A 10,833-nucleotide genomic window follows, 5' to 3' on the forward strand; every position below is an offset into this window, starting at 1 on the left:
CCCGATACCCCGCTGCCCCCTGCCTGCGGCTAGGCGTCGTGCCGCTTCAGCGAAACATATCCGGCTCCGAGCAGGGCCACCGCCCAGCCTGCCAGCACCAGCAGCGCCGCTGCCGGCCCATAGGGTTCGGTGGCGCCGGTGGCCATGAACGTCGCCGCATTGCTGGGCAGGTAGTCGGCCACCGTTTGCACCCATGAGAAGGGAATCAGCTGCAGGATCTGCGGCAGCCCGATCACCAGCATGATCGCCGAGACGATCGCCCCGGCCGAATTCCGGCACAGCAACCCGAGCCCGAGCACCATCAAGCTCAGCAGCGCCAGGTAGGTTCCGGCGCCCAGGCAGGCCGAAACCAGGTCGGAGACGGTGAATGCCCCGTACGGCCCCGCGCTGAGCGCTGCCGGAATGGTGCCCACGCCGATCAACGCCACCCCGGCAGCGAAACCGAGCCCGGAGAGCAGCAGCGCCTTCGCTGCCAGCAGCAGCCCACGGCGCGGTACCGCTTGCAAGGAGGTGGTGATGGTGCCGCTGGAGTACTCGCTGGTGATGTGCAGGGCCGCCGCGGCAGCGAAGAACAACTGGCCGAATTTCAGGGTTGAGAAAACCATCAGCGGGGCAGGCATCGCCGCGTCGAAGCCATTGTCCCCGCTGGCTTTCGCACTGGCACCCAGCAGCCACCCCAGGGCGATGGACAACGCGATTCCCAAGGCATAAAGCCAGAGCAGCGACCGCAGCCCGAAGAATTTAGCGGCCTCGGCGCGGGCCGCCGCCAGCAGCTCTGCGCCCAGGTATCCGGATGCGGATTCTTTGATCTGCAGCGTGCTCATTTGCTTCCCGCTCCCCTAGCTGATTCGGCGGAGTACTCCACCATGCCATGCGTCAATTGGTTGTAGGCGTTTTCCAGCGATCCGTGGGCAACGCTCAGTTCATGCAGCTCGATGCCATGGGCGAAGGCCAGCGCGCCGATATTTTCCAGCGGCAGGCCGATGACCTCCAGCCGGTCCTCGGCAGCATTCAGCTCGATGCCCGGTCGCTGCAGGAGCCCGGCGAGCGCCGCGAGCTGCGGCGAGCGCACCGTAATGACCTGCTCGGTGAATTGCCTGATCAGCTTCCTGGTGGGCGCTTGGGCGATCAGCTCCCCGCGGCCTATCAGGATCAGCTGGTCCGCGACCTGCTGCACCTCGCTCATCAGGTGGCTGGAGACGAAGACGGTCCCGCCGCGATCCGCCCGGGCGCGCAGCAGCTGCCTGATCCAGACGATGCCTTCGGCGTCCAGCCCGTTCATCGGCTCGTCCAGGACCAGGATCTCGGGGTCGCCCAGCAGCGCCGCGGCAATGCCCAGGCGCTGGCGCATGCCCAGCGAGAATCCGCCGATCCGCTGGGCGCCCACGGACTGCAGCCCGACGTCGGCCAGTACCTCATCCACCCGGGCTGCCGGGATCCGGTTGCTTTGCGCCAGGGACGCGAGGAAGGTGCGCGGGGTGTGCCCCGGGTGCCCCGCCGTGCCGCAGATGTGCGCTCCGAGAACCTGCAGCGGGTAGCGCAGCTGCGCGTAGGGAACCGAATTGACCAGTGCCCGCCCGCTGCTTGGCGCGTCCAGTCCGAGGATCATCCGCATGGTGGTCGATTTGCCGGCCCCGTTGGGTCCGAGGAATCCGGTCACCTGCCCGGGTTCTATGGTGGCGGTCAGCGCATTGACGGCGCGGGTGGCGCCGAAGTCCTTGCTCAGCGCTTCAAGTGCGATCATGGTGTGCTCCTTTGGTTCTGCGCTCAACCCTAGGATTCGCCCGGGCTGCCGCGCACCGGCTGGAAGTCGGCCAACGCGCGGCCCCGAACCCCTACCTTGGTCGGTGTCTGGCTGCGCCGATTCTGCGTAGCATGTTGATCATGACTACCTCGTGGAAGCAGCCGGTCCTGTTGCTGCTGCTGGCCCTGTGCGCCTACCTGGTTCCCATCTCCACGAACGGGGCCTGGGTTGTGCTCGCTCCCCTGGCCGCGGCCTGCAGCTACCTGGCCGGACGGCATATTTCCGCGCTGGCCCATGGATTGCTGGCCCTCGGGGCAGGGACGCTGGCCTCCGGGGTGACGCTGGCATGGTCCTCGCACCTGAGCCTGCTGGCCTTCGCACTGAATATCCTTACGGGCCTGGTGCTTTTCGCGCTGCTGCCCTGGTGGGCGGGCCGGGCGCGGCGCAATGCGGTGCTGTTCCGCAGCCAGGAGCGCCGGCATGTGGTGGTGCAAGCCGAGCTGCGGGAAAGGGCGCGCATTGCCGAAGCCATGCATGACCAGCTGGGCCACGATCTGGCGCTGCTGGCACTGTCCACCGGCGGGCTGCAGGTGTCCTTGGAAAAGGGCACGCCGGCCTACGAACAGGCAAAGCGGATCCGCGAGCAGGCCGATGAGTCCATCGAGCATCTGCACCAGATCATCGGGGTGCTGCACGAGGACGGCGAACAAGCGCCGCTGGGCCCGGCAGGTTCATCGCTGGAGCAGCTGGTCGAACAGGCCCGGGCCAAGGGCATGACGATCAATTTCTCCCGGAAGGGACCCTCGCTCCAGGCCCCCGGATCCATCCGGTGGGCCGCGGTGCTGCGCCAGGTGGCCCAGGAGGCATTGACCAATGCGGCGAAGTACGCGCCGCACGCCGAGGTGGATCTCGAGCTCGATACGCGCTCGGAGCAGGCGGTGCTGAGCATTTCCAATCCGCTGCATGGCCCCCTGCCTCCCAGCCGGGTTGGAGCCACCGGGATAGCTTCGCTGCGCGGCACCCTCGAAGCTGCCGGAGGCTCGCTGGCGGTGCACCGCACCAAGGAGCGTTTCGAACTGCGCGCTTCCATTGCCCAGGCATCCCCGCACCCGGCGCCTGCCGGGGTGCAGCCGCCGGTGAAGCGCACGAGCACCTCGATGCTGGTGCTGATGCCGGTCCTCGCCGTCACGGTGATTGCCGCGGCCCTGCTGCTGTTGCAGCATGCCACCTACCAGGCCACCGCCCTGCACCCCTCGGACTTCCAGAAGCTTTCGGTGGGCATGGACGCACGGCAGGTTGCTTCGCTGGTCCACGCCCCGGGCCTGGATGAGCCGCTTCCCGTGATCGACGAGCCGGCACCGCCAGGGGATGCGCAGTGCCGCTACTATGCGGCCCGGACCGGGCTGCTGGATCTGGGCAGCGAGATGTTCCGCCTGTGCTTCACCGAAAACGTACTGGTTTCCACCGACCACCTCTACCCCGCCGGCTAGCCGAAGGAACTGCAGATGAGCATGGATACCCCCGTCAGCGTCCTGCTGGTGGATGACGATGCGCTGATCCGCGCCGGACTGCGCGCAATCCTGTCCAGCGACCCGGGCATCGTCATTGCCGGGGAAGCGGAGAACGGGGTGCGCGCCATCGAGCTGGCCGCGCGCCTGGACCCCTCAGTGATCCTGATGGATATCCGCATGCCGCAGCTCGACGGACTGGGAGCCATGGAAGCAATCCTGGGCCAGGCTCCGGAAACCAAGGTGCTGGTCCTGACCACCTTCGGCGAGGAGGAATACATCGACCGGGCCATGTCCGGCGGAGCCTGCGGATTCATGCTCAAGAGCTCGGGACCCGAGGAACTGCTCGGCGCCATCCATGCGGTGGCCGAAGGCGCCGCGGCGCTCTCCCCGCGCATTGCCCGGAGGGTGATCGACAAGGTGCGCGGGATCGACACCGCCGCGCAGTCCCGGGCCCGGTCCCTGGTCCACGGCTTGACCGTGCGCGAACGCGAGGTCTTGGCGCTGGTGGGCCAGAGCCTGTCCAATGCGGAGATTGCCGCCCGGCTGGTGCTCACCGAGGCGACAGTCAAGGGACATATGACCGCGATCCTGCTCAAGCTCGGTGCCCGCAACCGCGTGGAGGCCGCCCTGATTGCCTATCAGGGCGGAATCGTCACTCCACGGCGCCGGTAACCCCGTGGTTGGAGTTCGCATCGAGTTTGCGGATCCAGCGAGAGCCTTCGCCTTCCGCGGCGGCCTCGTCTCCGGGGTTGACCAGCGAGCAATTCTTGATCGACAGGCATCCGCAGCCGATGCATCCATCCAGCGAATCCCGCAGCGATTCGAGCTGCAGCATGCGGCGATCGATGATCTTCTTCCAATGTGTGCTGAGCTGTTCCCATTCGTTCTGCCGTGGCGCCCGGTCCTCGGGCAGCTCGCCCAACGTGCCGGCAATTTCAGCCAGGGTCAGGCCCACGCGCTGGCCAGCAGCGATAATCGCCAGCCTGCGCAGCGTGTGCTTGGGGAACACGCGCATGTTCCCGTTGGTCCGCGTGGAGAAAATCAGGTTCCGCGACTCGTAGTACCTGATCGCGGCCACTGATACTCCCGCGCGCCGAGCGAGATCCCCGATGCCTAATTGGCTTTTCCTTGTTGGAACTGCGGAGTCGCCGGAGGATGTCATATGAGAAATTATTCAGGTCCGGCCGCTTGACCTCAAGTTAGCTGGAGCCTGTTGGCTGTCGTATGAACTTCTACGAAAGGCCAACTCATGAACGCAACCCAGATTCCGCCATGCACCATCCTGTTCGCTCGCATCCAGGAGCAGCAATCCGGTACGGATACCGGATCCGCGCTGACCGCGCGCCAGCTGCGACGGGCTTTGCGCCAGTTGCGCAGGCACAGGCGCAATTGCCGGTGCGCGCCAGGGCAGCCCTTTTTGGAACCGGCCCACGAGCAAGGCAACTTGTTCTGGGGCGGCGGATTCATCCCCACCCGCCGTTGACTCGTTGCTCATTGACTCATTGCCGGCAGTGCGGCGGGCACCAGGCGGACGGTGCACCCCAGGAAGAAACATCTCCGAGGAGCCCGGGAATATTTGACGCATCAACTTGTTATTACATGCATACGCATATAAATTGGTGGCAGGACATAAAGCTTGCACCAGGAAAACAGGAGTGGACATGCAATTCGGAGTATTCTCAGTCAGCGACATCACCCGCGACCCGACTACCGGCCGCATCCCTACCGAAAAAGAGCGCATCGACGCATCGGTGGCGATCGCCAAGAAGGTCGAAGAAATCGGCATGGACGTCTACGCCATCGGCGAGCACCACAACCGCCCGTTCTTCTCCTCCTCCCCTACCACCACGCTGGCCTACATTGCCGCTCAGACCGAGCGCATCATCCTTTCCACCACGACCACGCTGATCACCACCAATGACCCGGTGAAGATCGCCGAGGACTTCGCCATGCTCCAGCACCTGGCAGATGGCCGAGTGGATCTGGTTCTGGGCCGCGGCAACACCGGGCCGGTCTACCCATGGTTCGGCAAGAACATGCAGGACTCGGTCAACCTGACCGTGGAGAACTACCACCTGCTGCGCCGCCTGTGGGATGAGGACGTGGTGAACTGGGAAGGCAAGTTCCGCACCCCGCTGCAGAACTTCACCTCCACCCCGCGCCCGCTCGATGACGTGGCACCATTCGTCTGGCACGGATCGATCCGCACCCCGCAGGTAGCAGAAATCGCCGCCTACTACGGTGACGGCTTCTTCGCCAACAACATCTTCTGGCCAAAGGAGCACTACCAGCAGCTGATCAACCTGTACCGCGAGCGCTACGAGCACTATGGGCACGGACGCGCCGACCAGGCCGTGGTTGGCCTGGGCGGCCAGTTCTACATGGCCAAGGATTCCCAGCAGGCAGTCAAGGAATTCCGCCCGTACTTCGATAACGCCCCGGTCTACGGCCATGGCCCGTCACTGGAAGATTTCACCTCCCAGACCCCGCTGACCGTTGGCTCCCCGCAGCAGGTGCTGGAGAAGACGCTGTCCTTCCAGGAGTACTTCGGCAGCTACCAGCGCCAGCTGTTCCTCATCGACCATGCCGGCCTCCCGCTGAAGACCGTGCTGAACCAGCTGGACCTGTTCGGCGAGTACGTGCTGCCTGAACTGCGCAAGGAAATGGATTCCCGGGCACCGAAGGACCTCACCCCGGCTCCTACCCATGCGGGATTGGTTGCTGCTCGCGACGCTAAACTGGAAGCTGAGCAAGCAAACACCAAGGAGCCTGTAGCAAGTGACCGGGACCAGTAATCCAGCAGCCTCATTGAAGGTCGCCACCGATGCCTGGGAGGCTCTTTTCCGGGCACAGGTGGCGGTCATGCGACAGATCACCGCAATGCCGGAGTTCGGCAAGCTGTCCATGCGCGAGTACGACGTGCTGTTCAACTTGCGCACCTGCCCCGGCGGCAAAAGCCGGATGGTCGACCTGAACAAGCAGTTGCTGATTTCGCAGCCTAGCCTCAGCCGCATGGTCACCCGATTGGAAGACCAGGGGCTGGTAGTTCGCGAGGCCGACCCGGATGACCACCGTGCCATGCAGCTCTCGCTGACCGAGGCAGGCCGCAAGCTCCAGCAGGAAATCGGAAGGGAGCACGTCAAGCATCTGCACAATTTGCTGGGCACCGCACTGACCGAAGAAGAATTCCATGAGTTGGAACGCTTGAGCACCAAACTGCGTGAAGCGGTGCAGTAGCGTTTACCCCAGCCCGGAAGGACATGCCATAGGCAGCTCCTTCCGGGCTCCCGGGCATTCCATGGGATTAAATTGATTCAGCATCAACTGTTCAATCACGGCGCACAGAAGGCAGAACACTCTTGAAGGACGAAAAGCTATTCAGCTTGGAAGAAGCTGCCAGCACCCTTGGCGTAGAAACCAAGGAGTTGCGCAGCTATCTGCGCCAGCATCGTCCCAAGGGCGCCATCCAGAAGCCACCTCAGCCAGGCGGCAATTGGCATGTCTCCGCCTCCTTGCAGACCCAGCTTCAGTTCGCCGGCGCGCCGGGGCTGGAAATTTCCCTCACTCCCATTGACGACCAGGTCATTGAATCCCTGGATTGGTCGCCGTGGGACTCCTTTGAAGCCACCGCCGACTCGGCGCCAGTGGCCCCGGGTGTCTACATGTTCCGCCGCGCGGGCGCCTCGGACCATGAGCCAATCTACGTGGGCCAGGCTGGCGAACGCAGCGGCAAGGGACTTCGCGGAAGACTGAAGATCTATTCCAGCGGACAGGGCGCGACCTCCGGCATGGGCAAATACGCTTTTGACGAAGGACTAGCGGATCCCCAGTGGCTGCGGGACCTGGCAATCGAGGCGGACCGCGGTGAATCCCGCTCAATCCAGCAAGTGGCACGCCTGGCCATTGACCGCTTGAATCTTGAAGGCCGGTGGGTCACCTGCATCCACCGCAAGGCGGCCCTGCTCCTGGAAGCAGCGCTGATCCGGAAATACCACTTGTCGCTGTGGAATGTTGCTGGTGCGCCAAAAGACGTGGAGAGCTAGGCGTCCGGCTGCATTGTCCCGGACTTGGGCTTGATTCTGCCTCCGGGCAGGTTCATTGTAGGAGTAGCCACTCTCCCGCCGGCATACAGGTTGAATCGAGGCATTTGCCATGGGCTCGGTAGTTTGCGATGTCACCGTCTCCCTGGACGGATTCTGCGCTGGACCCAATCAGAGCATGGATAGTCCGCTGGGCGAAGGAGCCGAAGCCCTGCACCGCTGGCAGTTCGAGCGCCTCGAAGAGAACCAGGCGGAAATATCCGCTATTACCCAGGCCTCGGCTTTCATCATGGGGAGCAAGATGTTCGGCCCTCCAGCCGGGGAGGACGACGCCGACTGGATCGGGTGGTGGGGAGAAACCCCTCCGTACCATGCCCCGGTCTTCGTGCTCAGCCACCATCCGAAGCCGATGCTCTGCCTGGAGGGCGGGACCAGCTTCCAATTCGTCCCCGATGGGATCGAGGAAGCCCTCGCCGAAGCCCAGGAAGCGGCGGGAGAGAATCCAGTGGCCATCGCCGGTGGAGCAAACACCATTGTGCAGTTCTTGCGAGCCGGCCTCATTGACGAGCTGCGGCTGCATATCGCGCCCATCCGCCTCGGGCATGGCGAACCGATCAGCGTTGAAGATATAGAAACGCATATGGACCGCGTGTCACGGCGCGAAACGACGCTTGCCACGCACGTCTACTACCAGCGCCGCCGCTAGCTGCCGATCCCGGCTATTTGTAGAACCCCTCGCGGAGGTTGATCCCGTATTCCAGCCACGCCTTCATCGCGGCCAGCATCCCGGTCCAGCCCTCGCAATTCCCAAAGGCAGCCTTGGCTCCTTCGGAGGTCGCCACCCAGCTGGCCTCGCTGATGGTCACCTTGGTTCGGGTGCTGTCTTCCAGTGAAGCGAATTCGAACGTCACGGTATTCATGCCATCGGCAGCAGTGGATTGCTGGCCGCCCCATTGCAGGACAATACGCTTTGGCTCTTCCACTTCCACGATCTTGACCGGGAACGGGCCGGGGAAATCATGGAAGTCCCAGGTCACGGTGGCACCGTTTTCCATGTGCCCGGATGCTCCGCCGGTAGTGAAGTAATGGGAAAGCTGTTCTGGATCAGCCACAGCTTCGTATACTTGCCTGATCGATTTGGAAATGATTCCCGACACGGTGAAGGACAGTTCGCGAAGCTCTTCATGTGGTTCCATAAGACAGGTTTACGCCCGAAGAGCACTAGTGACAATAGATATGGGAAAATTCCCAGCGAAAATTAGCGTTTAGACACCAAACGGCTTGGCATAGCGGTAGTTGCCGCGCGGCAGGCGGTTATCGTCGAAGACCCGCACCATGAAGTGCTCGCCCCATGAGGTGCGCGTAGGCAGGATCCCGCGACCTTGCGCCGCTTCGTAGCCGAAGCGGCGGTAGTAGCCAGGGGCGCCCAGCAGAACGATACCGCTGATGCTTTCTTGCTCGGCCCTGTCATGAATTTCTTGCATCAGGATCGACCCGACACCTCGGTGCTGGTATTCCGGGGCGACAGCTAGCGGGCCAAGTCCCAGCAAGGGTTCCCCATTCACTTCTCCCCATGTAGCGATGACGTGCCCAATGACCGTTGTGTCATCCAGGGCAACGATTGAGAAACGGTTATCGTACTGGTCGCAGTCGAATAGACGCTGCAGCAGTCCGACTTCCTCAGGCTCAACCATCGGATCGATGCCGGAGAACGCAGCATGGGTTATTGCATACACCGCAGCTCGGTCATCGAAGACTTCTGGACGGATACGCATGCACGCAAACCTACCAAATCTCGCCGAGCTAGAAAAATTGGCCCTTCGTGTTCTTCCACCAACTTGACTCCAGGAACGGGGCATTTTCCTGGCGGCTGGCGTGAGGATTGCGACTTCTTGCAAGCAAAGTTCAGCGAGCATTTTCCCAGGCCGTGCTCCTTGCGGCACGCCTGGCCGACTGGAAAACCCAGTTGCGAAGACCCTGCGGCCACGGCCCATGGAATACTTGCGGTGCCTCAAGTGGGAGGCCGTTTATCCATATCCACACCGCCAGCAGCAACTGGTTGCCGGCCTCTGGCGCCAAGTGCGGAACTGCCGCGCTAGTTGATTCAAAAGATGCGCCCAACGAGACCATTCCTTCTCTAACGTTTGCAGTAACGTCTTGAACGAGTCATGGATAGATGATGGAATGATGGTCGCATCGCTTGTCACCTCTATCGGAGAGTTCCATGAAACTGCCTCGGGCGTTCAAGACTTCAATGGCTGCCGTCCTGTCGGCCGCACTGCTTGCAACAGTGCTTCCGGCAACCCCGGCACTAGCCGCAGCCCCTGCTCCAGCAACTTCAGCGGTACAGGCTCAGGCACTGGCAGTTGATGGCGGACTGCAGATTGCCGCCAAGAAAATCCAGCGCAATCCGAGCAAGGATGACGTCTTCGTCAACAAGAAGTACCCGCTCAGTCCCGTTAAGTACGCACCGAAGACGGTAGCGGTCAAGGGCACCAACGTCCGGCTGAAGTCCTCGGCGGCCAAGGCCTACAGCAAGATGGCCAAGGCAGCTGCGAAGGACGGTGTCAAGATCCGGGCTGTCAGCGGTTATCGTTCATACAACCGCCAGGCTGAGCTGTTCAACTACTACACCCGCATCTATGGCAAGAGCTACGCTTCACGCATCTCCGCTGTACCGGGCACCAGCGAGCACCAGACTGGCCTGGCCATTGACGTGGGAAATACCAACGGCGCTTGCGGTTTGCAGGCCTGCTTCGCCAACACTCCCGTGGGCAAGTGGGTCGGCAAGAACGCACACAAGTACGGCTTCATCATGCGCTACCAGAAGGGCCAGGAATCCGTCACGGGCTACTCCTACGAGCCGTGGCACTTCCGCTACCTGGGTACCTCCTTGGCCAAGAGCGTGAAGAACTCCGGCGCCAAGAGCCTCGAAGCCTTCTATGGGGTTTCTGGCAAGAAAGCCAAGAGCACTCCCAAGCAGACCAAGGGCACAGCGCGGACCACCGCGAATCTGAATATGCGCACCGGGGCAGGCGCCGGAAACCGACTGTTGGTGACCATCCCGAAAGGCAAGAGCGTCCAACTGACCGGATCCAAGAAGTCCGGTTGGTACCAGGTTCGCTACAGCTCGAAAACCGGTTGGGTATCGGGCAAGTACCTGAAGAACATCTCGATGCCGGCAGCACCGAAGAAGGATTCGAAGAAGAGCGCGCCTCAGAAGAGCACCAGCAATGCCAAGTCTGCCAAGACCACTGCGAACTTGAATATGCGTGCCGGGGCAGGCACCAGCCATCGCGTCGTGCTGACTATTCCGAATGGCAAGAAGGTCGCCATTCGCGGCGCAAAGAAGTCCGGCTGGTACCCGGTGAAGTAGCGGGAAGAAGGCTGGGTCTCGGCACTACCTATTCCGAATGGCAAGAAGGTCGCCATTCGCGGCGCAAAGAAGTCCGGCTGGTACCCGGTGAAGTATGCCGGGAAGAACGGCTGGGTCTCCGGCACGTACTTGCGCTAGGGCGCCGGCATCGGCTGGCTGCAG

The 10,833-nt window shown here is 62.6% G+C and carries 12 protein-coding genes and 1 pseudogene; 8 read left to right on the forward strand and 5 right to left on the reverse strand.

Annotated elements, in window-relative coordinates:
• Positions 1-29: 29 nt before the first annotated feature.
• Both ACNPM8_RS18175 and ACNPM8_RS18180 read right to left on the reverse strand, forming a co-directional pair.
• Positions 30-824 (reverse strand): hypothetical protein, encoded by a 795-nt coding sequence (locus tag ACNPM8_RS18175; RefSeq protein WP_448940397.1) that lies wholly within the window; start codon positions 822-824, stop codon positions 30-32.
• Positions 821-1,744, reverse strand: a complete 924-nt coding sequence (locus ACNPM8_RS18180; protein WP_448940398.1) for an ATP-binding cassette domain-containing protein — start codon at positions 1,742-1,744, stop codon at positions 821-823. Before ACNPM8_RS18180 ends, ACNPM8_RS18175 begins: the two co-directional genes overlap by 4 nt.
• 140 nt (positions 1,745-1,884) lie before the next feature.
• Here ACNPM8_RS18180 and ACNPM8_RS18185 point away from each other — a divergent pair, with 140 nt between their 5' ends.
• Together ACNPM8_RS18185 and ACNPM8_RS18190 are read left to right on the forward strand one after the other, a co-directional pair.
• On the forward strand, positions 1,885-3,234 hold the full coding sequence (locus tag ACNPM8_RS18185; protein WP_448940399.1) for a sensor histidine kinase: 1,350 nt from the start codon (positions 1,885-1,887) through the stop codon (positions 3,232-3,234).
• A 15-nt stretch (positions 3,235-3,249) separates the two neighbouring features.
• The gene (locus tag ACNPM8_RS18190; protein WP_448940400.1) at positions 3,250-3,927 is read left to right on the forward strand and encodes a response regulator; all 678 of its coding nucleotides are present in this window, start codon (positions 3,250-3,252) and stop codon (positions 3,925-3,927) included.
• Here ACNPM8_RS18190 and soxR read toward each other — a convergent pair.
• Complete coding sequence (soxR, locus tag ACNPM8_RS18195) at positions 3,908-4,417, reverse strand: redox-sensitive transcriptional activator SoxR (RefSeq protein WP_448940401.1); 510 nt, start codon at positions 4,415-4,417, stop codon at positions 3,908-3,910. The genes ACNPM8_RS18190 and soxR overlap by 20 nt on opposite strands.
• 87 nt (positions 4,418-4,504) lie before the next feature.
• On the opposite strand from soxR, the gene ACNPM8_RS18200 reads away from it, so the two are divergent.
• The 5 genes from ACNPM8_RS18200 to ACNPM8_RS18220 all read left to right on the forward strand — a co-directional run bounded on the left by ACNPM8_RS18200 (position 4,505) and on the right by ACNPM8_RS18220 (position 8,001).
• Positions 4,505-4,738, forward strand: coding sequence for a hypothetical protein (locus ACNPM8_RS18200; protein WP_448940402.1), 234 nt, complete (start codon positions 4,505-4,507; stop codon positions 4,736-4,738).
• 178 nt (positions 4,739-4,916) lie between these two features.
• The gene (locus ACNPM8_RS18205; RefSeq protein WP_105661548.1) at positions 4,917-6,050 is read left to right on the forward strand and encodes an LLM class flavin-dependent oxidoreductase; all 1,134 of its coding nucleotides are present in this window, start codon (positions 4,917-4,919) and stop codon (positions 6,048-6,050) included.
• Positions 6,034-6,492, forward strand: coding sequence for a MarR family winged helix-turn-helix transcriptional regulator (locus ACNPM8_RS18210; protein WP_105658053.1), 459 nt, complete (start codon positions 6,034-6,036; stop codon positions 6,490-6,492). The genes ACNPM8_RS18205 and ACNPM8_RS18210 overlap by 17 nt, the downstream gene beginning before the upstream one ends.
• 122 nt (positions 6,493-6,614) lie before the next feature.
• Complete coding sequence (locus tag ACNPM8_RS18215; protein WP_448940403.1) at positions 6,615-7,298, forward strand: hypothetical protein; 684 nt, start codon at positions 6,615-6,617, stop codon at positions 7,296-7,298.
• Between the two features lie 109 nt (positions 7,299-7,407).
• Positions 7,408-8,001, forward strand: coding sequence for a dihydrofolate reductase family protein (locus tag ACNPM8_RS18220; RefSeq protein ID WP_448940404.1), 594 nt, complete (start codon positions 7,408-7,410; stop codon positions 7,999-8,001).
• Between the two features lie 13 nt (positions 8,002-8,014).
• On the opposite strand, the gene ACNPM8_RS18225 is transcribed toward ACNPM8_RS18220, so the two are convergent.
• Positions 8,015-8,491 carry an SRPBCC domain-containing protein gene (locus ACNPM8_RS18225; RefSeq protein ID WP_105658050.1) on the reverse strand — a complete coding sequence of 159 codons (477 nt, stop codon included), beginning with the start codon at positions 8,489-8,491 and terminating at the stop codon, positions 8,015-8,017.
• 69 nt (positions 8,492-8,560) lie between these two features.
• On the reverse strand, positions 8,561-9,070 hold the full coding sequence (locus tag ACNPM8_RS18230) for a GNAT family N-acetyltransferase (protein WP_166650847.1): 510 nt from the start codon (positions 9,068-9,070) through the stop codon (positions 8,561-8,563).
• Positions 9,071-9,549: 479 nt separating this feature from the next.
• Between ACNPM8_RS18230 and ACNPM8_RS18235 the strand changes: the two are divergent.
• Positions 9,550-10,809, forward strand: a pseudogene (locus ACNPM8_RS18235) (D-alanyl-D-alanine carboxypeptidase family protein).
• Positions 10,810-10,833 lie beyond the last annotated feature (24 nt).

Source organism: Glutamicibacter sp. AGC46 (assembly GCF_053543715.1).

Bases quoted from the DNA above. Each gene is read 5' to 3' on its own strand.
- soxR (WP_448940401.1), bottom strand. From the start codon at position 4,417: ATGACATCCTCCGGCGACTCCGCAGTTCCAACAAGGAAAAGCCAATTA.
- ACNPM8_RS18220 (WP_448940404.1), top strand. From the start codon at position 7,408: ATGGGCTCGGTAGTTTGCGATGTCACCGTCTCCCTGGACGGATTCTGC.
- ACNPM8_RS18200 (WP_448940402.1), top strand. From the start codon at position 4,505: ATGAACGCAACCCAGATTCCGCCATGCACCATCCTGTTCGCTCGCATC.
- ACNPM8_RS18175 (WP_448940397.1), bottom strand. From the start codon at position 824: ATGAGCACGCTGCAGATCAAAGAATCCGCATCCGGATACCTGGGCGCA.
- ACNPM8_RS18225 (WP_105658050.1), bottom strand. From the start codon at position 8,491: ATGGAACCACATGAAGAGCTTCGCGAACTGTCCTTCACCGTGTCGGGA.
- ACNPM8_RS18230 (WP_166650847.1), bottom strand. From the start codon at position 9,070: ATGCGTATCCGTCCAGAAGTCTTCGATGACCGAGCTGCGGTGTATGCA.
- ACNPM8_RS18185 (WP_448940399.1), top strand. From the start codon at position 1,885: ATGACTACCTCGTGGAAGCAGCCGGTCCTGTTGCTGCTGCTGGCCCTG.
- ACNPM8_RS18190 (WP_448940400.1), top strand. From the start codon at position 3,250: ATGAGCATGGATACCCCCGTCAGCGTCCTGCTGGTGGATGACGATGCG.
- ACNPM8_RS18180 (WP_448940398.1), bottom strand. From the start codon at position 1,744: ATGATCGCACTTGAAGCGCTGAGCAAGGACTTCGGCGCCACCCGCGCC.
- ACNPM8_RS18205 (WP_105661548.1), top strand. From the start codon at position 4,917: ATGCAATTCGGAGTATTCTCAGTCAGCGACATCACCCGCGACCCGACT.